At 67.4% G+C, this 20,281-nt stretch carries 28 protein-coding genes; 12 read left to right on the top strand and 16 right to left on the bottom strand.

Features of this window, described 5'->3' with window-relative positions; all coding sequences use genetic code 11:
- Positions 1 to 261: 261 nt before the first annotated feature.
- Positions 262 to 1,122: a polyamine aminopropyltransferase gene (speE, locus tag RTW82_RS30180; protein WP_021222652.1), complete on the bottom strand. Its 861-nt coding sequence runs from the start codon at positions 1,120 to 1,122 to the stop codon at positions 262 to 264.
- 169 nt (positions 1,123 to 1,291) lie between these two features.
- Between speE and RTW82_RS30175 the strand changes: the two genes are divergently transcribed.
- Together RTW82_RS30175 and RTW82_RS30170 are read left to right on the top strand one after the other, a co-directional pair.
- On the top strand, positions 1,292 to 2,182 hold the full coding sequence (locus RTW82_RS30175) for a DNA-3-methyladenine glycosylase family protein (RefSeq protein ID WP_021222653.1): 891 nt from the start codon (positions 1,292 to 1,294) through the stop codon (positions 2,180 to 2,182).
- Between the two features lie 3 nt (positions 2,183 to 2,185).
- Positions 2,186 to 2,686, top strand: a complete 501-nt coding sequence (locus RTW82_RS30170; RefSeq protein ID WP_316927377.1) for a methylated-DNA--[protein]-cysteine S-methyltransferase — start codon at positions 2,186 to 2,188, stop codon at positions 2,684 to 2,686.
- A 5-nt stretch (positions 2,687 to 2,691) separates the two neighbouring features.
- On the opposite strand, the gene RTW82_RS30165 is transcribed toward RTW82_RS30170, so the two are convergent.
- The 3 genes from RTW82_RS30165 to RTW82_RS30155 are packed head-to-tail and all read right to left on the bottom strand — an operon-like array spanning position 2,692 to position 3,683.
- Positions 2,692 to 3,246: a histidine phosphatase family protein gene (locus tag RTW82_RS30165; RefSeq protein WP_043244147.1), complete on the bottom strand. Its 555-nt coding sequence runs from the start codon at positions 3,244 to 3,246 to the stop codon at positions 2,692 to 2,694.
- Positions 3,243 to 3,434 carry a PLDc N-terminal domain-containing protein gene (locus RTW82_RS30160; protein ID WP_043244146.1) on the bottom strand — a complete coding sequence of 64 codons (192 nt, stop codon included), beginning with the start codon at positions 3,432 to 3,434 and terminating at the stop codon, positions 3,243 to 3,245. Before RTW82_RS30160 ends, RTW82_RS30165 begins: the two co-directional genes overlap by 4 nt.
- A gap of 51 nt (positions 3,435 to 3,485) precedes the next feature.
- Positions 3,486 to 3,683 (bottom strand): PLDc N-terminal domain-containing protein, encoded by a 198-nt coding sequence (locus RTW82_RS30155; RefSeq protein ID WP_263402155.1) that lies wholly within the window; start codon positions 3,681 to 3,683, stop codon positions 3,486 to 3,488.
- A 138-nt stretch (positions 3,684 to 3,821) separates the two neighbouring features.
- On the opposite strand from RTW82_RS30155, the gene RTW82_RS30150 reads away from it, so the two are divergent.
- Positions 3,822 to 4,706: an endonuclease/exonuclease/phosphatase family protein gene (locus RTW82_RS30150; protein WP_316927376.1), complete on the top strand. Its 885-nt coding sequence runs from the start codon at positions 3,822 to 3,824 to the stop codon at positions 4,704 to 4,706.
- A gap of 13 nt (positions 4,707 to 4,719) precedes the next feature.
- On the opposite strand, the gene mtnC is transcribed toward RTW82_RS30150, so the two are convergent.
- The 5 genes from mtnC to aroC all read right to left on the bottom strand — a co-directional run bounded on the left by mtnC (position 4,720) and on the right by aroC (position 9,033).
- The gene (mtnC, locus tag RTW82_RS30145; RefSeq protein WP_184490883.1) at positions 4,720 to 5,403 is read right to left on the bottom strand and encodes an acireductone synthase; all 684 of its coding nucleotides are present in this window, start codon (positions 5,401 to 5,403) and stop codon (positions 4,720 to 4,722) included.
- Between the two features lie 145 nt (positions 5,404 to 5,548).
- The gene (locus RTW82_RS30140) at positions 5,549 to 6,094 is read right to left on the bottom strand and encodes a 1,2-dihydroxy-3-keto-5-methylthiopentene dioxygenase (RefSeq protein ID WP_021222660.1); all 546 of its coding nucleotides are present in this window, start codon (positions 6,092 to 6,094) and stop codon (positions 5,549 to 5,551) included.
- Positions 6,095 to 6,179: 85 nt separating this feature from the next.
- The gene (locus tag RTW82_RS30135; RefSeq protein ID WP_184490881.1) at positions 6,180 to 6,794 is read right to left on the bottom strand and encodes a methylthioribulose 1-phosphate dehydratase; all 615 of its coding nucleotides are present in this window, start codon (positions 6,792 to 6,794) and stop codon (positions 6,180 to 6,182) included.
- Positions 6,791 to 7,945, bottom strand: coding sequence for an MFS transporter (locus RTW82_RS30130; RefSeq protein ID WP_265169130.1), 1,155 nt, complete (start codon positions 7,943 to 7,945; stop codon positions 6,791 to 6,793). Before RTW82_RS30130 ends, RTW82_RS30135 begins: the two co-directional genes overlap by 4 nt.
- Positions 7,942 to 9,033, bottom strand: coding sequence for a chorismate synthase (gene aroC, locus RTW82_RS30125; RefSeq protein ID WP_021222663.1), 1,092 nt, complete (start codon positions 9,031 to 9,033; stop codon positions 7,942 to 7,944). The genes RTW82_RS30130 and aroC overlap by 4 nt, the downstream gene beginning before the upstream one ends.
- Positions 9,034 to 9,163: 130 nt before the next feature.
- Between aroC and RTW82_RS30120 the strand changes: the two genes are divergently transcribed.
- Both RTW82_RS30120 and RTW82_RS30115 read left to right on the top strand, forming a co-directional pair.
- Positions 9,164 to 10,150 carry an alpha/beta hydrolase gene (locus RTW82_RS30120; protein ID WP_316927375.1) on the top strand — a complete coding sequence of 329 codons (987 nt, stop codon included), beginning with the start codon at positions 9,164 to 9,166 and terminating at the stop codon, positions 10,148 to 10,150.
- 58 nt (positions 10,151 to 10,208) lie between these two features.
- On the top strand, positions 10,209 to 10,988 hold the full coding sequence (locus RTW82_RS30115; RefSeq protein ID WP_316927374.1) for a hypothetical protein: 780 nt from the start codon (positions 10,209 to 10,211) through the stop codon (positions 10,986 to 10,988).
- A 154-nt stretch (positions 10,989 to 11,142) separates the two neighbouring features.
- Here RTW82_RS30115 and prmB read toward each other — a convergent pair whose 3' ends face one another.
- Both prmB and RTW82_RS30105 read right to left on the bottom strand, forming a co-directional pair.
- Complete coding sequence (gene prmB / locus RTW82_RS30110; protein ID WP_031289021.1) at positions 11,143 to 12,057, bottom strand: 50S ribosomal protein L3 N(5)-glutamine methyltransferase; 915 nt, start codon at positions 12,055 to 12,057, stop codon at positions 11,143 to 11,145.
- Between the two features lie 47 nt (positions 12,058 to 12,104).
- Positions 12,105 to 12,236 (bottom strand): hypothetical protein, encoded by a 132-nt coding sequence (locus tag RTW82_RS30105; RefSeq protein ID WP_263402161.1) that lies wholly within the window; start codon positions 12,234 to 12,236, stop codon positions 12,105 to 12,107.
- A 150-nt stretch (positions 12,237 to 12,386) separates the two neighbouring features.
- On the opposite strand from RTW82_RS30105, the gene RTW82_RS30100 reads away from it, so the two are divergent.
- From RTW82_RS30100 to RTW82_RS30090, 3 genes are all read left to right on the top strand, one after another.
- Positions 12,387 to 12,983, top strand: a complete 597-nt coding sequence (locus RTW82_RS30100) for a cysteine hydrolase family protein (protein ID WP_021222668.1) — start codon at positions 12,387 to 12,389, stop codon at positions 12,981 to 12,983.
- A 100-nt stretch (positions 12,984 to 13,083) separates the two neighbouring features.
- Positions 13,084 to 13,404, top strand: a complete 321-nt coding sequence (locus tag RTW82_RS30095) for a hypothetical protein (protein ID WP_021222669.1) — start codon at positions 13,084 to 13,086, stop codon at positions 13,402 to 13,404.
- 43 nt (positions 13,405 to 13,447) lie between these two features.
- A complete protein-coding gene (locus RTW82_RS30090; protein ID WP_263402163.1) occupies positions 13,448 to 14,005 on the top strand; it encodes a Smr/MutS family protein in 558 nt (185 codons plus the stop codon).
- On the opposite strand, the gene RTW82_RS30085 is transcribed toward RTW82_RS30090, so the two are convergent.
- Positions 14,006 to 14,554, bottom strand: coding sequence for a carboxymuconolactone decarboxylase family protein (locus tag RTW82_RS30085; protein ID WP_316927373.1), 549 nt, complete (start codon positions 14,552 to 14,554; stop codon positions 14,006 to 14,008).
- A gap of 90 nt (positions 14,555 to 14,644) precedes the next feature.
- Here RTW82_RS30085 and RTW82_RS30080 point away from each other — a divergent pair, with 90 nt between their 5' ends.
- The 4 genes from RTW82_RS30080 (at position 14,645) to folE (ending at position 17,081) form a co-directional block, all read left to right on the top strand.
- The gene (locus RTW82_RS30080; RefSeq protein ID WP_021222672.1) at positions 14,645 to 14,986 is read left to right on the top strand and encodes a winged helix-turn-helix transcriptional regulator; all 342 of its coding nucleotides are present in this window, start codon (positions 14,645 to 14,647) and stop codon (positions 14,984 to 14,986) included.
- Between the two features lie 352 nt (positions 14,987 to 15,338).
- Complete coding sequence (locus RTW82_RS30075) at positions 15,339 to 15,548, top strand: cold-shock protein (RefSeq protein WP_263402165.1); 210 nt, start codon at positions 15,339 to 15,341, stop codon at positions 15,546 to 15,548.
- A gap of 74 nt (positions 15,549 to 15,622) precedes the next feature.
- Positions 15,623 to 16,285, top strand: coding sequence for a class I SAM-dependent methyltransferase (locus tag RTW82_RS30070; RefSeq protein ID WP_263402166.1), 663 nt, complete (start codon positions 15,623 to 15,625; stop codon positions 16,283 to 16,285).
- Between the two features lie 235 nt (positions 16,286 to 16,520).
- Complete coding sequence (gene folE / locus RTW82_RS30065; RefSeq protein ID WP_021222675.1) at positions 16,521 to 17,081, top strand: GTP cyclohydrolase I FolE; 561 nt, start codon at positions 16,521 to 16,523, stop codon at positions 17,079 to 17,081.
- A 397-nt stretch (positions 17,082 to 17,478) separates the two neighbouring features.
- On the opposite strand, the gene RTW82_RS30060 is transcribed toward folE, so the two are convergent.
- From RTW82_RS30060 to RTW82_RS30045, 4 genes are read right to left on the bottom strand one after another with little or no spacing between them, the layout of a single operon-like run.
- On the bottom strand, positions 17,479 to 17,829 hold the full coding sequence (locus RTW82_RS30060) for a GFA family protein (RefSeq protein WP_316927372.1): 351 nt from the start codon (positions 17,827 to 17,829) through the stop codon (positions 17,479 to 17,481).
- A gap of 43 nt (positions 17,830 to 17,872) precedes the next feature.
- Positions 17,873 to 18,421 carry a GNAT family N-acetyltransferase gene (locus tag RTW82_RS30055; protein ID WP_316927371.1) on the bottom strand — a complete coding sequence of 183 codons (549 nt, stop codon included), beginning with the start codon at positions 18,419 to 18,421 and terminating at the stop codon, positions 17,873 to 17,875.
- Positions 18,422 to 18,451: 30 nt separating this feature from the next.
- On the bottom strand, positions 18,452 to 19,054 hold the full coding sequence (locus tag RTW82_RS30050; RefSeq protein ID WP_021222678.1) for a glutathione S-transferase family protein: 603 nt from the start codon (positions 19,052 to 19,054) through the stop codon (positions 18,452 to 18,454).
- A gap of 14 nt (positions 19,055 to 19,068) precedes the next feature.
- Positions 19,069 to 20,235 carry a PLP-dependent aminotransferase family protein gene (locus RTW82_RS30045; RefSeq protein WP_263402170.1) on the bottom strand — a complete coding sequence of 389 codons (1,167 nt, stop codon included), beginning with the start codon at positions 20,233 to 20,235 and terminating at the stop codon, positions 19,069 to 19,071.
- Positions 20,236 to 20,281 lie beyond the last annotated feature (46 nt).

Raw genomic sequence — 20,281 nt, 5'->3', positions numbered from 1 at the left:
TGGTTCGGCATCCCGACGACTGCCAAAAGAGACTCGCCCGGGGGGGCGAAACCAGAGACATCACCAGAGCTCGGCAATCAGCTGGGCTCAATTCTTCTAGCAACACTTAACGCAGACAGAGCCAATGAATTCGCCCCTACAGGTTGTGTGCCGCGACGGTGTCCTTCGCGGGCCCATTTCGCGTTTGAAACCGCTCCCACAGGGATGGTTCGAGCGAGCACAAAAAAGGCCCCTCACGGGGCCTTTTGCATGGCACTCGGCTCAGTCGTTGCTCGGCTTGCCGATGGCTTGCAGCACGTACTGCGGCAGGGCGAAGGCGCCGAGGTGGATCTCGGGGTTGTAGTAGCGGGTGACGATGCCGCTGCCGGCAAAACGCTGGCGCAGGGTGTCCAGGGAGACTTTGCGCGACGCGGGGTTGGTGGCGCCCCAGGCGAAGGTCATGGAACCACCGATGTAGGTGGGCACGGCCGCCTGGTAGAAGTGCCAGTCGGCGAACAGGCCGTTCATGCGGCCTGCGGTGGTCTGCACTTCGCCCAGTTGCATGAAGGGCGTGCCGTTCTGGGTGACCAGGATGCCGCCGTCGTTCAGGCAGCGGCGGCAGGCCTGGTAGAAGTTCTCGGAGAACAGCACCTCGCCCGGCCCGATCGGGTCGGTGGAGTCGGAGATGATCACGTCGAACTTCTCCTCGGTGCTGGCGACGAAGCGCATGCCGTCGTCGATCACCAGGTTCAGCCGCGGGTCTTCATAGGCGCCCTTGGAGTGGTTGGGCAGGAACTCCTTGCACATCTCCACCACGGTGCCGTCGATCTCCACCATGGTGATGCTCTCGACGCCCTTGTGCTTGCGCACTTCACGCAGCATGCCGCCGTCGCCACCGCCGATGATCAGCACGCGACGCGCAGCGCCATGGGCGAGGATGGGCACGTGGGTGAGCATCTCGTGGTAGATGAACTCATCCGCCTCGGTGGTCTGGATCACGCCGTCCAGGGCCATGACGCGGCCCATGCGCGGGTTCTCGAAGATCACCAGGTGCTGGTGCTCGGTGCGCACTTCGTGGAGCAGCTTGTCCATGCGAAAACGCTGGCCGTAGCCTTCGTAGAGAGTTTCCTGGTAGTCGCTCATGAGGGGTCTCCCGTGATGGCTGCAGGTGGGCGGGCGGCGAGCCGGGTCCGTCCCGAAGAAAAGGCGCGCATTCTACGATGGCCCGGGTTACAGGTCGAACCGTGAAGGCCAGGAATTCGATGGTCAGTTTCCGAGAGACAGCCGCCACGACCGGCGGTATCGTCGCGCCATGAACGCATCCCTCCCCGCCGCCACCGGCCTGCACCTGCCCTACATCGAACCCTGGAGCTGGGAGCAGTTCCTGCGCCACTTCGCCCTGCGCCGCCTGCCCGGCGTCGAACGCATCGACGCCGCCAGCTACTGCCGCAGCTTCCGCCTCGGCGAGCTGCACGGCTGGTTCCGCGTGCGCCCCGGCGCCGGGCACCTCGCCCTGGAACTGAGCCCCTCGTGCATCGGCCGCGAGGCGGAACTGGTGGCGCGGGTGCGGCAGATGTTCGACCTCGACAGCGACCCCCTGGCCATCGCCCGGCACCTGCGCGGCGACCCGCAACTGCAACCCCTGCTGGAGCGCTACCCGGGCCTGCGCCTGCCGGTGGCCTTCGACCCCTTCGAGCAGGGCGTGCGCACCATCATCGGCCAGCAAGTGACGGTGAAGGCCGCGGTGACCATCGCCGGGCGCCTGGTGGAACGCCTCGGCGAGCCCCTGGCGGACTCTCCCGACGACGGCCCGCTGCGCCTGTTCCCCACCGCCCGCGCCATCGCCGACGACCCGCTGCCGGGTATCGGCATGCCCGGAAAACGCGTGGAAACCCTGCGCCGCTTCGCCGACGCGGTGGCCTCCGGCGCCCTGGAACTCTCGGTGGCCGAGGGCGTCGAAGCCCTCATCGCACGCCTCTGCGCCCTGCCCGGCATCGGTCCCTGGACCGCCGAATACATCGCCCTGCGTGCCTTCGGCCAGCCGGATGCCTTCCCCACCGCCGACCTGGGCCTGCTCAAGTCACCCTTCTGGGGGGAAACCGGCATCAGCGCCAAGGCCCTGGCCAGCCGCGCCGAGCACTGGCGGCCGTGGCGCGCCTACGCCGCCGTCTACCTCTGGCACAGCTACGCATCGGAGAATTGATCCATGTACTTCCGCTATCAGGACAGCCCCATAGGCCCGCTGCTGCTGGCCGGCGACGAGGCCGGGCTGCGCCTGCTGCACATGGAGACCGAACAGTCCACGGTGCTGGATGCGCTCTGGCAGCCCGCCACCCGCCAGTTGGACAAGGCCTGCCGCCAGCTGGACGAATACTTCGCCGGCAAGCGCAAGCGCTTCGACCTGCAGCTGGCGCCCCAGGGCACCGAGTTCCAGCGCGCCGCCTGGCAGGCGCTGCTAGAGATCCCTTATGGCCAGACCATCAGCTACGCCACCCAGGCCCTGCGCATCGGCCGGCCCAAGGCGGTGCGCGCCATCGGCCTGGCCAACGGCGCCAACCCCATTGCGGTGATCATCCCCTGCCACCGGGTCATCGGCCGCGACGGCAGCCTCACCGGCTTCGGTGGCGGGCTGGAGCGCAAGGCCATCCTGTTGCGCCTGGAAGGCGCGGCGGTGCAGCCGGTGCAGGACCAGCTGCAGCTGATCTAGCGCGGCTAGTGTGGTGCGGGGATGCGCGCCAGGACCCGGGCCGGCTCGGTGAGGGGCAGCGCGACGATCAGGGCTTCATCCGGCGCCGCCGCCGTTCCCGTCAACGCCGCCATGTTCACCCCGTGGGTCACCAGCACCAGCGGCAGGCCGCGCGGCAGTGCGTTGATGGCCTGACGCATGCGCTGGATGGCGGCGGTATCACCCTCGAAGTAATCCAGCTCGGCCATGGGTTGCGAGGCGCCCATGTGCAGTTCCAGGGCGGTGTCCTGGGTGCGGCACCAGCGCCCGGTGAAGAGGCGCGGTGCCTCGATCCAGTGGCTGCGCAGCAACTGGCCCCATTGCTGGGCCTGGTAGCGCCCGCCACCGTCGAGGTTGCGCTGGGTGGTGCAATCGCCGAGACGGAAGCTGTCCGGGTCGCCCGCGCCCGGTGCGCTGGCGTGATGCATGAGAAACACCGCCTGGCCACTGCGCAAGGCAGCCCAGGCGGCGTCTTCAGAGGCGTGAACGGGCAGCGCCAGGCAGGCGCAGAGCAGCAGCCAGGCGCCGCGGCGCCGGCTCATATCCTCACATTGCCACGGGGCCCGGCGATGGCCCAGATGATCAGGCCGATCACCGGCAGCAGCACGATCAGCAGGATCCACAACACCTTCATGCCGATTTCGACATTGCTTTTGATGACGTTGAGGATGGCCCAGATATCCAGGGCGAGGATGATCAGCCCGGCGAGGCTGTTGAGGATCGAACCCATGGCGATACTCCTTATTGCGGGGGTTGTGAGTGCAGGATAGGTGAGCCTGGATCAACGGTGCAGGCGACGCGGCCCCATCCAGGCCCAGTTGAACAGCCCGAGCAGCGGGAACAGCAGCAACAGTGCGGTCCAGAGGACCTTCTGCTCGCGCCGCGCACCGCTGCCCAGCACGTTGAACAGCGCCCAGGCGGTGAGCAGCAGGTACAGCGTGCCCAGCACGGCGTACAGGGTCATCGCGTGTTGGCTCATGGCGGGCTCCTGCAGGGTAGCTATCCAGTGTTAGGACACGGGCGCCGGCCAGGGTGTTCCCGGCACCGTTATCAAGGCTCCCACGTCGCGTCGGATGGCCCTACAATCGCGCCTTTCCCACCCACCCAGGATGCACGCGTGCTCAAGGCCTTGCGCTTTCACCTCAACCAGCTCGCCTGGCTGGCCCTGGTCACCCTGGTGCTTGGCCAGTTCGGCCGCCTGCACTGGGGCCTGGAGCTGCTCAGTCACTTCATGCCGATCCAGGCCCTGGTGATGCTGGTCGGCGCTGCCGTGCAACCGCGCAATGCCTCCTCGCTGCTGTTCGCCCTGTGCGGGCTGGGTGCCCTGGCCTGGTCGCTGACGCCGCTGCCCACCGAGCCCCTGGCGACCGATGCGCCCACGCGGCGCTTCCTCGCCTTCAACCTGAAGCTGGACAACGGGGATGCCGCCGCCGATGCCCGCTGGCTGGCAGAACAGAAGGCGGACCTGATCTTCGTCAGCGAGGCCACGCCCGCCTGGTCGGAGCAACTGGCCGCGCTGCGCCCCTTCGAGGCCTGCGCCCGCTACAGCGATTCGCCCTTCGGCCTGGCGCTGTTCTCGCGCCTGCCGCTGAAGCGCTGCCAGGTGCTGGAACTCACCGGCCCTGCCGCCGGCTATCCCTACCTGCGTGCCGAGCTGGAAGACGGCACGGTGGTCTTCGGCCTGCATCCACCGCCGCCACTGGGAGCCGATCTGGCGCTGGCCCGTGACGAATCACTGCGGCAACTGGCGGAACGCATCGCCGCCGAAGGGCCGGAGGTGGTGGTGCTGGGGGATCTCAATGTCACGGCCTATTCACCGCGCCTGCGGGACTTTCTCGACAACGCCGGGCTGCGCCTGACCAGCCCGCGCATCCGCCCCACCTGGTGGCCGGGCATGCTCGGGCTGGATCACATCCTGGTACGCGGCGAACGCCCGGTGCGCGCGGTGGGCGCCCTGCCCTGGCGCGGCTCGGATCACCGCGCGGTGTGGCTGGACCAGTAAGGCCCGGCAGGGCTCAGGCGCGCGCCGGGTCGATCACCGCGAAGCTGGCCACGGTGGGGTGGCTGCCCAGCTCGCCGCCCTCACGGGCCAGGCCGATGGTGGGCATGCCGGCCTGCTGGGCAGCGTCCAGTTCCTGCACCACATCGGAGAGGAAGAGGATGTCGCCGGCAGGCAAGCCGATGGCATCGGCAATGCGCCCATAGGACGCCGCCTCGCGCTTGGGCCCGGAGGTGGTGTCGAAGTAACCGGAGAACAGCGGCGTCAGGTCGCCCGCCTCGGAGCAGCCGAAGATCAGCTTCTGCGCCTGGATCGAACCGGAGGAATAGACGTACAGCGCGTAGCCGTCCTGCTTCCAGCGCTTCAGCGCCTCCACCGCGTCCGGGTAGACGTGGCCCTTGAGCTGGCCGGCGGCGTAGCCCTGCTCCCAGACCATGCCCTGCAGCGCCTTCAACGGCGTGGCCTTGCGGTCTTCGGCGATCCAGCCGAGGAGGATTTCCACCACCCGCAGCGGCTCGGCAGCCGGCTCACCGCTCTCCACCCGCACCGCCTGCAGCTGCTCGGCGACATCCGGCCGCTCGGCGTGGGTCAGCACGAACTCCGGCAGGTGGCGGGCGGCATAGGGGAAGAGCACGTCGAAGACGAAGCTGACGGCGCTGGTGGTGCCTTCGATGTCGGTGAGAATGGCTTTGATGGGCATGCAGGCTCCGGTGTCGCGTTATTCAATGGGCCCCAAACGGGGCTGCGGGCAAGTATTAGACAGGCGCAGGCCGGGCGTTGGGTGGGCGTAGAGGGTGGGCGTAGGGTGGGCTTCAGCCCACCGCTTTTCCCCCAGCACCGGAAGCTCAATCCTCCAACCGCGGGAACCGGCTGGCGATCTCCTCGCCGGTGAACTGCGCCACCCAGCCCTCGGGGTTGTTGAACAGGCGGATGGCGACGAAGTGCGGCTCCTCGCCCATGTCGAACCAATGGCGGGTACCGGCGGGCACCGAGATCAGGTCGTTCTTCTCGCAGAGCACGGCATAGACGTAGTCGTCGATGTGCAGGGTGAACAGGCCGCGCCCGGCGACGAAGAAACGCACTTCGTCTTCGGCATGGCGGTGCTCGTCGAGGAACTTGGCGCGCAGCTCGGCCTTCTGCGGGTGGCTGCGGTCGAGGCTGACCACGTCGACGGTGACGTAGCCGCGCTCCTTCATCAGCGCGTCGATCTGCGGGCGGTAGGCGGCGATCACCTCCTCCTGCGGGGCACCGGCGGTGATCGGCGCGCTGGCCTGCCAGCGCTCGAAGCGCACGCCGACATCGGCGAGGGTGCTGGCGATGTCGTCGACATGGGTCAGTACCTTGTTCGGTACGTCGGGGCTGGTCTCGTGGTAGACGGTAAGGCTGCTCATCTGGCTACTCCTGGCGCCGCACTCCCGCTCTGGGGCGGGTCGGGCGAACGCGCTATCGGTCATGCACCTTCGGCGGAAGGAAGCGTCAGGGTCGGGTGATGGCGCGAACCTTCAGCTCGCACTCGAAAAGAAACTCGAAGGCTTCCACCTGGCGCAGCGCATCGCTCATGCGCGGCCCCCAGGTATAGAGGCCGTGGCCACGGATCAGGTAGCCCACGCAATCGGGGTGTTCGTCCAGCCAGGGCTGCACCTTGGCGGCGAGGCGGGCGATGTCCTGGTCGTTGTCGAAGATCGGCACCAGCACCTGGGATTCGTGGGTGGCGATGCCGCTGAAGGCCTTCTGCAGCTCGTAGTCGGCGAACACCAGGGAGTCGGCCAGGGTCATGCGCGAGAGCACGGTGGCGTTCACCGAGTGGGTGTGCAGCACGGCGCCGATCTCCGGCTTCCAGCGGTACAGCTGGGTGTGCAGCAGGGTTTCGGCGGAGGGCTTCTTGCCCGGCTCCAGGCTGTTGCCGTCGAGGTCGGTGGCGAGGACGTCGTCCAGGCCCAGTTCGCCCTTGTGCTTGCCGGAAACGGTCAGCAGCGCCTGGTCGGCGGACAGCCGCGTGGAGTAGTTGCTGCTGGTGGCCGGCGACCAGCCGCGGCCATACAGGAAGCGGCCGGCATCGATGATCTGCTGGGCGAGTTGTTGGCGGTTCATGCCCGCTCCTCTTTCAATTGAGTGGCAATGATAACGGCTGCGGCCATGGCTGCCAGGCTGGCGATGACGAAGGTCCAGGAGGCGCCCAGGCTGGTCCAGCTGTAGCCCGAGTACAGGGCTCCGAGCGCGCCGCCGGTGCCGGCGAGTGCCGCGTAGAGCGCCTGGCCCTGGCCTTGCTGCTGCGGGCCGAACTGGCGTTGCACGAAATGGATGGCCGCCGCATGGAAGCTGCCGAAGGTCGCCGCATGGAGCACTTGGGCGAACAGCAGCACCGCGAGGTTGTCGGCGAAATGGCCCAGCAGCAGCCAGCGCAACGCCGCGAGCAGGAAGCTCGCAGCCAGCACCTGGCGCACCGAGAACCGCGCGAGGATGCGCGCCATCACCAGGAACATCAAGACCTCGGCCACCACGCCCAGCGCCCAGAGCTGGCCGATGAAGCCGCGCGGGTAGCCGAGGGCCTCCAGGTAGATGGTCTGGAAGGTGTAGTAGGGCCCGTGGGACAGCTGCATCAGCCCCACGCACAGGTAGAAGGCCAGCACGCCCGGCTGGCGCAGCTGGGCGATGAAGCCGCCCTGCTGCAGGCCGTTGTCGCGGGCCAGCGGCGTGGCGTTGGGCACCCACCAGCTGCTGGCGACGATGCCGGCCATGATGATCACCAGCGCTAGCGGGTAGACGTCCAGGCTGAACACCTCGAAGGCCTTGCCCAGGCCGACCACGGTGAGGATGAAGCCGATGGAGCCCCACAGGCGGATCTGGCTGTAGCGCGCCGCCTGCTCCCGCAGGTGCGCCAGGGTGATCACCTCGAACTGCGGCAGCACCGCGTGCCAGAAGAAGGCGTGCAGGGCCATGATCATCGCCAGCCAGGCGTAGCTCTTGTCGATGAAGATCAGGGCGAAGGTGCACAGGGTGCAGAGCGCGCCGAAGCGCACGATGGCCAGGCGCCGACCGCTGCGATCACCCAGCCAGCCCCAGAGGTTGGGGGCCACGCAGCGCATCAGCATGGGGATGGCCACCAGCTCGCCGATGCGCGCCGGAGAGAAGCCCAGGTGGGCGAAGTACAGCCCGAGGAAGGGCGCCGTGGCGCCCAGCAGGGCGAAGTAGAACAGGTAGAAACCGGACAGCCGCCAATAAGGCAGCGCGCTGCCCGTCACAGCTGGCCGAGCACCGGGGTGGCGACCTGCACGCCGGCGTTCTGGCCGCGATGGCGCAGCAGGTGGTCCATCAGCACGATGGCCATCATGGCTTCGGCGATGGGCGTGGCGCGGATGCCGACGCAGGGGTCGTGGCGGCCCTTGGTGATCACGTCCACCGGGTTGCCGTCGACGTCGATGGAGCGGCCCGGGGTGGTGATGCTGGAGGTGGGTTTGAGCGCCAGGTGGGCGACGATCGGCTGGCCCGAGGAGATGCCGCCGAGGATGCCGCCGGCGTTGTTGCTGAGGAAGCCTTCCGGGGTCAGCTCGTCACGGTGCTCGGTGCCGCGCTGGGCGACGCTGGCGAAACCGGCGCCGATCTCCACGCCCTTCACCGCGTTGATGCTCATCAGCGCATGGGCCAGTTCGGCGTCCAGGCGATCGAAGATCGGCTCGCCCAGGCCCGGCATCACGCCTTCGGCGACCACGGTGATCTTGGCGCCGACGGAATCCTGGTCACGACGCAGCTGGTCCATGTAGGCCTCCAGCTCCGGCACCTTGTCCGGGTCGGGGCTGAAGAAGGCGTTCTGCTCCACCGAATCCCAGGTCTTGAAGGGGATCTCGATCGGGCCGAGCTGGCTCATGTAGCCGCGCACGCTGATGCCCAGGGTGGCCAGGTACTTCTTGGCGATGGCGCCGGCGGCGACGCGCATGGCGGTCTCGCGCGCCGAGGAACGGCCGCCGCCACGGTAGTCGCGGATGCCGTACTTGTGGTGGTAGGTGTAATCGGCATGGGCCGGGCGGAACAGGTCCTTGATCGCCGAGTAGTCCTTGGACTTCTGATCGGTGTTGCGGATCAGCAGGCCGATGGAGCAACCGGTGGTGCGGCCTTCGAAGACGCCGGAGAGGATTTCCACCTCGTCGGCTTCCTGGCGCTGGGTGGTGTGGCGGCTGGTGCCCGGCTTGCGGCGATCGAGGTCACGTTGCAGGTCGTCCAGGGAAAGCTCCAGCCCCGGCGGGCAGCCGTCGACGATGGCGACCAGCGCCGGGCCGTGGCTTTCGCCAGCCGTGGTGACGGTGAACAGCTTGCCGTAGGTGTTGCCGGACATGCACAGTGCTCCGCTTAAATTGGGCCTCGAAGAAAGGCCGAGGAGTATACCTGCGGCGCCCGGCCAGTTCACCCACGAACCTTGCGCCGGCGCCGGCGTCCAAGCCACATCGCCGTACCCGGAACCCTTCATGCCACACCTCCGCCCCCTGCTCGCCCTCCTCTTCCTGATCTTCACCGGCACCGCCCTGGCCGATCCCTGGACCATCCTGCAGCGCCCCATCGAGCTGGAGACCGCCACCGGCACGCTGCACGGCACCCTGCTGCGGCCCAAGACCGACACGCCGGTGCCGGTGGCGCTGCTGCTGGCCGGCTCCGGCCCCACCGACCGCAACGGCAACAACCCCATGGGCGGGCGCAACGACAGCCTGAAGAAACTCGCCGAGCTGCTGGCACGCAACGGCATCGCCAGCGTGCGCTACGACAAGCGCGGTATCGCCGCGAGCCAGGCCGCCGGCCCCGACGAGCGGCAACTGAGCGTCGACCTTTATGTGGCCGATGCGGTGGCCTGGGGTCACAAGCTGAAGGCCGACCCGCGCTTCTCGCGGCTGGTGCTGATCGGCCACAGCGAGGGCGCCTTGATCGCCAGCCTGGCCGCGCCGGGTGCCGGGGCCGACGCGCTGGTGTCCATCGCCGGCAGCGCCCGCCCCATCGACCAGTTGCTGCGTGAACAGCTGCAACAGCGTTTGCCACCGCCGCTGATGGCCCGCAGCGACGAAATCCTCGCCAGCCTCAAGGCCGGGCATCAGGTGCTGCGCGTGCCCAAGCCGCTGCTGGTGCTCTACCGCCCCAGCGTGCAGCCCTACCTCATCTCGCTGTTCGCCAAGGACCCGGCCGCCGCCTTCACCGCCGTAAAGGTGCCGGCGCTGATCGTCCAGGGCAGCCACGACATCCAGGTGAGCGTGGGCGACGCCCGCGCCCTGCAGGCGATCCGCCCGGATGCCGAGCTGGCGATCATCCCTGGCATGAACCACATCCTGCGCATCACCCCGGCGGATGCCCGCGACCCGCTCGCCACCTATAATTCCCCGGGCCTGCCCCTGGCCCGCGAGCTCGGTGAGCGCCTGGTCGCCTTCATCGAGCGGCTGCCCTCCAGCGACGGCAAAAGCAGCCGATAAGGGACAGGTCAGCGCGCCGCCATGGGGCCCGCTGCGCCCAGCCACAGGATTGCGCTCGATGACCGAAGACGAAACCGAACAGACGGAAACCGCCGAACCCATAGCCCAGCCACACCCGTGGACGGACCTGGAGCCGGAGCGTTTCCAGCTGCTGCGCCTGGCCCCGCTGCCCACCGACAGGCAGACCGGCGCGCGGCCGTTGCGCTTCGTTCAGTTCGGCGAGGTGGAACGCCACAGCGCCGACCAGAGCGTGCTGCACCTGAGCCTGCACCTGCCCGGCCAGCGGGTGCGCAAGGAGCAGAACCTGTTCGAGGTCTGGGCCGACCACCGCAGCAAGGAGGTGCGCTTCGGCGCCGACAGCGGCCTGCAACTGGAGCCGCAGAACCGTGGCCTGGGCCGCTTCCTGCTGGCACGCGGCATCGGCTGGGCCCGGCGCCACTGGCCGCACTACAAGGTCGAAGGCGGCGCCCTGGCGGCCAAGGACGCGGTGGCCGAAGAATTCCGCCTGCGCCGCGATCACTTCCTCAAGGCCCAGGGGTTCGAGGTCACCTACCTCGACGCCCTCCAGCTCAAGGCCGAATACCGTGCCGGGCGCGTCAGCGAGCTGCACGAGGACTGGAACAAGGAAAAGGTGCAGGTCGTCGACATGCTCGACGCCGCCGCCATGCTCCAGCAGGCCGACCACAACCTGCACCAGCAGGAGATCGAGATCCGCAAGCTGCAGGAGCGGGTCAACGCCTTCCAGCGCGAGGACAGCGGCCTGCGCTTCACCATCGCCTGCCTGGTGGTGTTCGCGGTGTTCCAGGCCGGGCTGCTGATCTGGATCGCCACCCACTGAGCCTGCGCGTTACCCACGCACGCAATGCGAGGCAGGGCCTGTAGGTCGGGTGCAACCCGACACGCGGGTTTCACCCGCCCTACGTCCCCCCAAAATGCCCAGGCATGAAAAAGCCCGTCGCCTGGAGGGGACGGGCTTTCGGACTTGCCGTGGCTCAGCCGTTCAGGCGCGAGCGGAACAGCGCCTGGTGCTCGCGGCACTGGCTGGCACTGAGCAGGAACACGCCGTGGCCGCCATGGGCGAACTCCAGCCAGGTGAAGTCCACTTCCGGATAAAGCGCCTCGACGTGCACCTGGCTGTTGCCCACTTCGATGATCAGCGTGCCGCGCTCGGTGAGGTGGTCGGCGGCCTCGGCCAGCATCCGGCGCACCAGATCCAGCCCGTCGTCGCCGCAGGCCAGGCCCATGGCCGGCTCGTGCTGGAACTCCTCGGGCATGTCGGCGAAGTCTTCGGCGTCCACATAGGGCGGGTTGGACAGGATCAGGTCGAAACGCTGGTTCGGCAGCCCCTCGAAACCGTCGCCCTGGACGGTGAAGACGCGGTCTTCCAGGTCATGCCGCTCGATGTTCAGGTTGGCGACTTCCAGCGCATCGAAGGACAGGTCGGCCAGCACCACTTCGGCATTGGGGAAGGCATGGGCCGCGGCGATACCGATGCAGCCGGAACCGGTGCACAGGTCGAGGATGCGCGCAGGCTCGGCGGCCAGCCAGGGTTCGAAGCTCTGCTGGATCAGCTCGGCGATGGGGGAACGCGGCACCAGCACGCGCTCGTCCACCACGAAGGGCATGCCGCAGAACCAGGCCTCGCCCAGCAGATAGGCCACCGGCACGCGCTCGAGAATGCGGCGGCGCAGCAGCGCCTGGACGTGGGCGCGCTCGTCGTCTTCCAGGCGGCAATCGAGGTAGCTGTCGGCCACTTCATAAGGCAGGTGCAGCGCGCCCAGCACCAGCTGGCGCGCTTCGTCCCAGGCGTTGTCGGTGCCATGACCGAAGAACAGGTTTTCCGCATGGAAACGGCTGACCGCCCAGCGGATGTGATCACGCAGGGTGCGCAAACGGGACTCGGACACGAAGACGACCTCAGAAAACTCGGGTGGGTGATTCTACACCCGTCGGCTCAGGGCTTGCGACGCGTTGGCGGGCCGGGCTCTTCCTCGCGCTCGCGACGCAACTCGCGCATCACCGCGATGGACACGGCCAGGGCGAAGAGCAACCAGAAATAAGCGGGGACCTCAGAGAAATCGGGCATGGGCAGCTCCTTCTGCGGGGGGCTTCGCGTCCTGCGAAACACACGGATAGTGCACGGCCGCCCGACGATCGACAAGTCAGTTGCGCGACATGGTTCACTTATCGCTCCGCTCGGCGGACAATGGCCGACAAAGCCGTACCGGAGATTCGCATGTCCGCCCCCAAATCCATGTTCCAACTGAGTGGCCGCGGCTACCCGCCCGCCAGCCTGAACAACGCCACCCTGGTGATCATCGACGCGCAGGAGGAGTACCGCAGCGGCGTTCTCGCCCTGCCCGGCCTGGATGCCGCGCTGGAGGAGATCGCCACCCTGCTGGCAGCCGCCCGCGCCATCGGCAGCGCCGTGGTCCACGTCAAGCACCTGGGCGTTCCCGGCGGCCTGCTCGACCCCCAGGGCGAACGTGGCCAGCACCTCCCCGAAGTCGCCCCGCTGCCGGGCGAGACCGTGGTCGAGAAGCGCCTGCCCAACGCCTTCGCCGGCACCGAGCTGCATGACCGCCTGCAGGACATCGGCCACCTGGACCTGGTGGTCTGCGGCTTCATGACCCATTCCAGCGTCAGCACCACCGTGCGTGCCGCCAAGGACTACGGCTACCGCTGCACCCTGGTCAGCGCCGCCTGTGCCACCCGCGACCTGCCCACGCTCGATGGCGGCGTGATCAGCGCCGACGAGATGCACCGCGTCGAAGTCATCGCCCTCGCCGATAACTTCGCCAGCGTCGTGCCCCACGCCCGCGCCCTGGCCTGAGCCCGGGCGCTACACATCTCGCGACATCCAATCGGGCGAACGACCGGAACCCCGCTGACAGGCGCCGGTCATACGCCCGATTGCCAATGAGGACGTCCGGATGAAGCTATCCGATGGTTTCGATGCCCGCCGCCTGCGTCCACGTGGGCCGGGCAGCTGGCGCTGGCGTATCGCCGCGGCCTTCGCCGCGTTGGTCGCCGGTTTCGGCATCCTGCTCGCCATGGCCGGCGCCGCCACCCTGCTCGGCCGCCCGCCGGCGCTGGGTACGTTGAATGACAGCACGGGTTCCGCCGTGACCCTGCTGGTCATCGGCCTGCTGTGCCTCTGGTTCGGCGTCGCCGGCTGGCGCATCGCCCGCCGCCGTTCGCGCCGCCGCAACGACCTGAGCCTGTCCCCCGGGCTGATGAAGAAACGCGACTGACGCCCAGGCGCTGGGTAAACTAGGCCTCCTTCGTGGAGGCCTTATGCAAGACGACGACTTTTCCCTGTTCAACGACCAGATGCGCGGCGTGAAGCGCATCCAGCACGACCGTGCCGACACCGGCAAGCCGAAGGCCGACCGCAAGCAGGTCGCCAGCCTGCGCCAGAATGCGACCCAGATAACCGAATCGACCAAGGTGGACGGCCTCTCCGACCTGTTCGTCATCGACGTCGGTGCCGAGGACGAACTGCACTGGGCCCGCGACGGCGTCCAGGAAGGCCAGATGCGCAAGCTCAAGCTGGGCCAGATCGGCTTCGAAGGCAGCCTCGACCTGCACGGCATGAGCGTGGAAAAAGCCCGCGAAACCCTGTGGGACTTTTTCGCCGAAGCGGCGAAATTCGAAATCCGCTGCGTGCGCATCACCCACGGCAAGGCCGCACGCCTGGATGGCAAGCGCCCGCTGATCAAGAGCCACGTCAACACCTGGCTGCGCCAGCACCCGCAGGTGCTGGGCTTCACCTCCTGCCTGCCGCGCCACGGCGGCACCGGCGCAGTCTATGTGATGCTGCGCCGCACCATGCTCGAAGGCCGCGACGAGTAGTCAGCGCGGAAAGCGCGGCACGCCCGCTTCCCGCTCCACGCCGGTGCCGTTCACCACGAACGACACCGCGTGGTAGAAGCCGACCAGCATCAGGCACTCGATCAACTGCTCCTCGCCGAAGTGCGAGGCCAGCCGCTGCCACAGCCCCTCCTCCACCTGCGCCGAACGGTTCAACCCATCGGCCAGCTCCATCAGCGCCAGTTCGGCCGCGCTCCAGAGCGCAGGATCGGGGTGCTCGCTGCAACTGTCGGCCACCTGCTCCGCGCAGAACCCTGCGCGCTCGGCGAAAAAGGCCACGTGCACGCCCCATTCGTATTCGGCCCGGCAGCGGGCGGTGGTCCGTAGGATCAGCACCTCGCGCTCCCGCAGGCTGATGCTGCCGGGGTCCAGCAGGCCGCCGGCGATCAGGCGCTGCAGTACGCGAGGGTTGCGCGCCATGCTGCGGAACAGCTTGAGCGGCGGCACGCCGGGCGGCATGACCTTGTCGAAGGCGGCCTGCACGGCCGGGTCATAGGGGGCATCGAGGGGTTGGATACGCGCAGTGCTCATGGCCGGATCTCCTGTCGGGCTGTTACGCTACGCAAAACGTAGCAGCAAAGTTTTTCGCATGCTACTAAAAAAGTAGCAAGGAAACCGATCATGACCCTTCCCCTCCCCGGCAAACCGGTTCGCGGCTCCACCAGCGGCCGCCCGATCATGGCCCTGCTGGACCTCCTCGGCCGTCGCTGGAGCCTGCGCATCCTCTGGGAACTGCACCAGGGCCCGGCCACCTTCCGTGAACTCCAGGCGCGCTGCGAAGGCCTCTCGCCCTCCGTGCTCAACACCCGCATGGGCGAGTTGCGCCAGGCGCTGCTGGTCGATCTGGGGGATGCCGGCTATCGGCTCAGCGAGAATGGCGACGAGTTGATCCAGCGCTGCCTGCCCCTCGCCGAGTGGGCTGAAACCTGGGCCGAACGCCTGCCGCCACCCTCGGCCGAATGACGCTGCCCGTGCCCGGCGACGGGCGGCGATGGCGCTCGGCGGGAGCCTCACTATCCTCTGGAAGCCCTGCTGAGGGCTTGCAGTAGGGCCGCCATCGGTCCCCCCAAATTCAACTGATGGCGGCCCTTTCCTCCCCTTCCGAGAGGCTCATCAGCCACCCCCGCGCAAATAAACCTGGGTTATTCGCCAGAGAAGAGTATGGTGTGCCCACTGGATGCAACGTGTCATTGCGATTTCTGACCTGATGTAACGATTCCCATCTTTCATCTCCTCGGCTTCTTTCGCTTTCGCCCTCAGTCTCGACCCGGATGTCCCGGCGTCGATGCCCTTTCCATTTCCCTGGAGATACATCATGTCCACTCGTCAAACCGGCACCGTCAAATGGTTCAACGATGAAAAAGGCTTCGGCTTCATCACCCCCCAGGAAGGCCCTGACCTCTTCGTTCACTACCGCTCCATCGAAAGCGCCGGCTTCAAATCCCTGGCTGAAGGCCAGCAGGTGAGCTACCTCGTCGCCAAGGGCCCGAAAGGCCTGCAAGCCGAGCAAGTTCAGGTGGTCTAACCCCCGCCTCGAAAGAAGCCCCGGGTTTCCGGGGCTTTTTTTTGCCTTCTCTTTTTTCAGCGCAGCGGAGCGACATGCCAGGCTATCTGATCAAGACCAGTACCTTCCGGGTGGGCGGCAGGGACTTCCACATGCAATCGCTGCTGGATGCCGAGCAGTTCCACGACCCGCTGGGCGAGGCCGCCAGCCGTGGCATCACCGAAGACACCTGGGCCCTGTTCGGCCAGGTCTGGCCGGCCGGCGAAGCGCTGGCGCAAAAGATCGCCACCCGCGACCTCACCGGGCTGCGCGTACTGGAAGTGGGCGCGGGCCTGTGCCTGGCCAGCCTGGTGGGCCACCAGCGCGGCGGCGACATGACCGCCAGCGACATCCACCCGCTGATCCCGGCCTTCCTCGCCGAGAACACCCGCCTCAACGCCTTGCCGCCGATGCGCTATGAAACCTGCGACTGGGGTGGCAGCGAGGCCTTCGGCGAATTCGACCTGATCATCGGCAGCGACCTGCTCTACGACCGCGACCACCAGGAAGACCTGGCCGACTTCATCGACCGCCACTCCGCCCGCTCCGTGGAAGTGTTGCTGGTGGACCCGGACCGCGACGACCAGCAGGCCTTCCACCACGAGATGGCCGAGCTCGGCTACGGCATGGCCATCACCCGCGCCGATTGCGTGCTGGCCAACGGCGAGAATTTCAGGGGTTCCTACCTGCGCTTCAATCGCGACAGCGTCGGCGCCTGACCCTCTCCATGGCGTGTGCGGATAGCCGGCAACGGCCCCGCCCGCAGTACAATTGCCGCCTCGCCCAGGCGACCCGACGCGTCGTGGCGGGTATGATGCCCGCCTCTATCGCCACTCGATCCGGCCATAGCGTGCAGAAGCTGTCCCGAGCCCACCACGATGGGCAAGCGGTGCGGCCCCCGGAAGGGAGGCCCACGAAGGGCACGCTGATATTCCACTAGCCCCTGGAAGCCCCATGGAATCTAGCAATCAGAAACTCGAGCAACACTACACCGCGATCCTCGGCCAGCTCGGCGAGGACGTCTCCCGCGAAGGCCTGCTGGACACCCCCAAGCGCGCCGCCAAAGCCATGCAGTACCTCTGCCGCGGCTATGAGCAGACGCTGGAGGAAGTCACCAACGGTGCACTGTTCAGTTCCGACAACAGCGAAATGGTGCTGGTGAAGGACATCGAGCTGTACTCCCTGTGCGAACACCACCTGCTGCCCTTCATCGGCAAGGCCCACGTCGCCTACCTGCCGAGCGGCAAGGTGCTGGGCCTGTCCAAGGTCGCGCGCATCGTCGACATGTTCGCCCGCCGCCTGCAGATCCAGGAAAACCTCAGCCGCCAGATCGCCGAGGCCGTGCAGCAGGTCACCGGTGCCGCCGGTGTCGCCGTGGTCATCGAAGCCCAGCACATGTGCATGATGATGCGCGGCGTGGAGAAGCAGAACTCCTCCATGGTCACCTCGGTGATGCTCGGCGAGTTCCGCCAGAACGCCGCGACCCGCAGCGAGTTCCTCAGCCTGATCCGCTGAGTCGCGCGCCCATGAAAAAACCGGCCTCGGCCGGTTTTTTCGTTTATCGGGCTTCAGGATTCGAGGTGGGCTCTTCTCGCGAGTAAAAGTCCACGTTCTTAGAACGTGGCTTTGCTTTTTGGCCCCCTAGAAAGGGGCGCAATCAGACCTCGGAACCTGCAGCCGCCGCTCACTTCGGACGTAGGGTGTGCTGCGCGCACCTCGGACCCGCCGGAAGCACCGCGCTAACGCAGACAGAATCAATGAATTCGCCCACAAGACCGGCGGCGCTGCACACCAACGGGCGACTGAAGTCGCCCCTACAGGTGCATGCCGAATGACCGCTGCGTCGAGGTCGCTATTCACCGCCACCAGTCGGAGTCGAATGCAGCACATCGTCTTGCCTGAACCCAGCGAGCTAGAAGCTGCGCCCATCCACCTTCACCACCTTCAGGGTGTCGGGGTCAACGCCCTCCAGGCAGCGCACGTTCACCGCCGCCATGGCATTGCCCTGGGGATCGGCCGCCTCGCCGAAGGGCGCGCAGCCGCAGTGGGCGCAGAAGTGATGGGCGATGTGCATGCGGTTGAAGCGGTAGGTGGACAGGTCCGTGTCCGGGGTCGACAGCGTCAGTTGCGCCCGTGGCACGAACCACAGCAGATAGCCGCGCTTGCTGCATAGCGAGCAGTTGCACTCCATCACCTCGGCGAGCGGGCTGCCGTCTACCTCAAACGCGATCCGGCCGCAATGGCAGCCGCCTGTGTATTTCATGGGTCTCTCCCTGCCTGGCCCATCGCAGGCCGATGTCGCCACGTTAGACCAGGGTCGCCCAGTGCGCCACGTCCAGGCGGAAGCCCAGCAGCGTCTCCTCGCGCCCACGGAACTCGCGGGGGAAGCGCTGCCCCAGGGGCTGCAGGCCGATGCAGGTCATCACCCGCGCCGAGGCCGGGTTGTGCGCCAGGCAGTAACCCTCCACCGAGGCCAGGCCGAGCGTCTCGAAGGCGTGGGCCAGCACCAGGCGTGCGGCCTCCTGCATGTAGCCCTGGCCCCAGTAAGGCTTGCCGATCCAGTAGGCCAGCTCGCCGGATTCGGCGCCGGCTCGCAGCCCCATGAGGCTGATGCAGCCGAGCAGCGCATCGTCCTCGCGCCGGACGATGGCCCAGGTGATGCGTGGGCGCTGCGGGTAGCCGGGCTCCAGGCTGGCGATCCAGCTCTGGGCCAGTTCCAGGGGATAGGGATGGGGAATGGTCGCGGTGGTTGCGGCAATGGCCGGGTCACCGGCCAGTCGCTGGACCTCGGGCGCGTCGTCGGCCCTGAAGGGGCGCAGCCCGACGCGCGGGCCATTGAGCGATGGCGTCGTCATGTGCGGGCCTCCCTGCCCCCTCGTGTGGTGTCAGCCCAGCATGCCCACGTGTTTCGGGTGGCTGGCCACGCGGTCCATCCAGGCCAGCACGGCCGGGAAGCGCGAGAGGTCGAAACCGCCCTCTTCCGCCACATGGGTGTAGGCATAGAGGGCGATGTCGGCGATGGAGTACTGCTCGCCCACCAGGTACGGCGTGCGCGAGAGCTGCTGTTCCATCACCTTGAGCGCCTTGTAGCCCCGCACCAGGCAGGTGCGGTATTCCTCTTCGCGCTCGGCGGGCATGCCCTGGTAGAGCTTGATGAAGCGCGCCACCGCCACATAGGGCTCGTGGCTGTACTGCTCGAAGAACTGCCACTGCAGCACCTGGGTGCGCAGGCGCGGCTCGCTGGGCAGCAGGTCGCTGCCCTCGGCGAGGAAGTTGAGGATGGCGTTGGACTCCCAGAGCGTGGTGCCGTCTTCCAGTTCCAGCACCGGGATCTTGCCGTTGGGGTTCAGCGCCAGGAAGGCCTCACTCTGGGTCTCGCCCTTGAGGATGTCCACCGGCACCCACTGGTAGGGCTTGCCGAGCAGGGTGAGGATCAGTTTGACCTTGTAGCAATTGCCGGAGATGTAATCGCCGTGAACCTTGTACATGTCGTACTCCTCGATCAGGCGGCCTCGGCGGCCAGTGCGTGACGGATGACCCCGGCGAGGCGCTGCAGGCCTTCGCCCAGGCGCTCGGGTGCCACATGGCTGAAGTTAAGACGCAGATAGCCGGGATGCTGGTCCGGGTCAATGAAGAAGGGTTCTCCCGGCATGAAGGCGACATTCTGCTCCAGCGCCGGCTTGAGCAGGGTGCGGGTGTCCAGCGGCTGCTTCAGCGCCAGCCAGAAGAACAGGCCGCCCTGGGGAATCTGCCAGGTGGCGAGGTCGGCGAAGTGTTCCTCCAGTGCCGCCTGCATGGCGTCGCGGCGCTGGCGGTAGAAGTCGCGCAGCTCGGCCAGGTGCTCGCGGTACTGCTCGGTGCCCAGCCATTGCAGGGCCTGCCACTGGCCGATGCGGTTGGTGTGCAGGTCGGCGGACTGCTTAAGGCGCAGCAGGTAGGGGAACAGGTCCGGGCTGGCGATCAGGAAGCCCACGCGCAGGCCCGGCAGCAGGGTCTTGGACACCGTGCCGGTGTAGATCCAGCTGGCCTTCTTCAGGCGGCTGACGATAGGGGTAGCGGTGCCTTCGTCGAACACCAGCTCACGGTAGGGCTCGTCTTCAATCAAGGTCACGCCGAACTCGTCCAGCAGCGCCGCCACGGCATCGCGCTTGGCTTCGCTGTAGCGCACGGCCGAGGGGTTCTGGAAGGTCGGGATCAGGTAGGCGAAGGCCGGCTTGTGCTGCTCCAGGCGCTGGCGCAGGGAGGCCAGCTCGGGGCCGTCGGCTTCCTGGGCCACGGCGATGCAATCGGCGCCGAACAGCTGGAAGGCCTGCAGGGCGGCCAGATAGGTCGGCGCCTCCAGCAGCACTTCGGTACCCGGGTCGATGAACAGCTTGGACGCCAGGTCCAGGGTCTGCTGGGAGCCGCTGACGATCAGCACCTGGCTGGCGTCGCACTGCACACCCAGCTTCTGCGCCTCGGCGGCGATGGCCTCGCGCAGCGCCGGCTCGCCTTCGCTCATGCCGTACTGGCCCATACTCACCGGCATGTCCGCCCACTCCACCTTCGGCAGCATCGGTTCGGCCGGCAGGCCACCGGCGAAGGACATCACCTCCGGGCGCTGCGCCGCAGCGAGGATTTCACGGATCAAGGAGCTTTTCAGGCGGGCGATGCGTTCGGAGAAGGCCATGGGTTGTCACCGGGTGCGAAGGCGGGAAAATTGAGTCAAACTGCTT

Source organism: Pseudomonas sp. zfem005 (assembly GCF_032621735.1).
Lineage (GTDB): Bacteria > Pseudomonadota > Gammaproteobacteria > Pseudomonadales > Pseudomonadaceae > Metapseudomonas > Metapseudomonas solani.
This window is presented reverse-complemented; position numbering and strand designations above follow the sequence as displayed.

Excerpts from the sequence above, each read along its gene's own strand:
- RTW82_RS30155 (WP_263402155.1), bottom strand. The coding sequence starts at position 3,683 with ATGAGCCAACACGCGATGACCCTGTACGCCGTGCTGGGCACGCTGTAC.
- RTW82_RS30075 (WP_263402165.1), top strand. The coding sequence starts at position 15,339 with ATGTCCACTCGTCAAACCGGCACCGTCAAATGGTTCAACGATGAAAAA.
- mtnC (WP_184490883.1), bottom strand. The coding sequence starts at position 5,403 with ATGCCCATCAAAGCCATTCTCACCGACATCGAAGGCACCACCAGCGCC.
- speE (WP_021222652.1), bottom strand. The coding sequence starts at position 1,122 with ATGAGCGACTACCAGGAAACTCTCTACGAAGGCTACGGCCAGCGTTTT.
- RTW82_RS30165 (WP_043244147.1), bottom strand. The coding sequence starts at position 3,246 with ATGAGCCGGCGCCGCGGCGCCTGGCTGCTGCTCTGCGCCTGCCTGGCG.
- RTW82_RS30090 (WP_263402163.1), top strand. The coding sequence starts at position 13,448 with ATGCAAGACGACGACTTTTCCCTGTTCAACGACCAGATGCGCGGCGTG.
- folE (WP_021222675.1), top strand. The coding sequence starts at position 16,521 with ATGGAATCTAGCAATCAGAAACTCGAGCAACACTACACCGCGATCCTC.
- RTW82_RS30060 (WP_316927372.1), bottom strand. The coding sequence starts at position 17,829 with ATGAAATACACAGGCGGCTGCCATTGCGGCCGGATCGCGTTTGAGGTA.
- RTW82_RS30045 (WP_263402170.1), bottom strand. The coding sequence starts at position 20,235 with ATGGCCTTCTCCGAACGCATCGCCCGCCTGAAAAGCTCCTTGATCCGT.
- RTW82_RS30170 (WP_316927377.1), top strand. The coding sequence starts at position 2,186 with ATGTACTTCCGCTATCAGGACAGCCCCATAGGCCCGCTGCTGCTGGCC.
- RTW82_RS30160 (WP_043244146.1), bottom strand. The coding sequence starts at position 3,434 with ATGGGTTCGATCCTCAACAGCCTCGCCGGGCTGATCATCCTCGCCCTG.
- RTW82_RS30135 (WP_184490881.1), bottom strand. The coding sequence starts at position 6,794 with ATGAACCGCCAACAACTCGCCCAGCAGATCATCGATGCCGGCCGCTTC.
- RTW82_RS30140 (WP_021222660.1), bottom strand. The coding sequence starts at position 6,094 with ATGAGCAGCCTTACCGTCTACCACGAGACCAGCCCCGACGTACCGAAC.
- RTW82_RS30115 (WP_316927374.1), top strand. The coding sequence starts at position 10,209 with ATGACCGAAGACGAAACCGAACAGACGGAAACCGCCGAACCCATAGCC.
- RTW82_RS30085 (WP_316927373.1), bottom strand. The coding sequence starts at position 14,554 with ATGAGCACTGCGCGTATCCAACCCCTCGATGCCCCCTATGACCCGGCC.
- RTW82_RS30055 (WP_316927371.1), bottom strand. The coding sequence starts at position 18,421 with ATGACGACGCCATCGCTCAATGGCCCGCGCGTCGGGCTGCGCCCCTTC.
- RTW82_RS30070 (WP_263402166.1), top strand. The coding sequence starts at position 15,623 with ATGCCAGGCTATCTGATCAAGACCAGTACCTTCCGGGTGGGCGGCAGG.
- RTW82_RS30095 (WP_021222669.1), top strand. The coding sequence starts at position 13,084 with ATGAAGCTATCCGATGGTTTCGATGCCCGCCGCCTGCGTCCACGTGGG.
- RTW82_RS30175 (WP_021222653.1), top strand. The coding sequence starts at position 1,292 with ATGAACGCATCCCTCCCCGCCGCCACCGGCCTGCACCTGCCCTACATC.
- RTW82_RS30100 (WP_021222668.1), top strand. The coding sequence starts at position 12,387 with ATGTCCGCCCCCAAATCCATGTTCCAACTGAGTGGCCGCGGCTACCCG.
- RTW82_RS30050 (WP_021222678.1), bottom strand. The coding sequence starts at position 19,054 with ATGTACAAGGTTCACGGCGATTACATCTCCGGCAATTGCTACAAGGTC.
- aroC (WP_021222663.1), bottom strand. The coding sequence starts at position 9,033 with ATGTCCGGCAACACCTACGGCAAGCTGTTCACCGTCACCACGGCTGGC.
- RTW82_RS30105 (WP_263402161.1), bottom strand. The coding sequence starts at position 12,236 with ATGCCCGATTTCTCTGAGGTCCCCGCTTATTTCTGGTTGCTCTTCGCC.
- RTW82_RS30080 (WP_021222672.1), top strand. The coding sequence starts at position 14,645 with ATGACCCTTCCCCTCCCCGGCAAACCGGTTCGCGGCTCCACCAGCGGC.
- RTW82_RS30120 (WP_316927375.1), top strand. The coding sequence starts at position 9,164 with ATGCCACACCTCCGCCCCCTGCTCGCCCTCCTCTTCCTGATCTTCACC.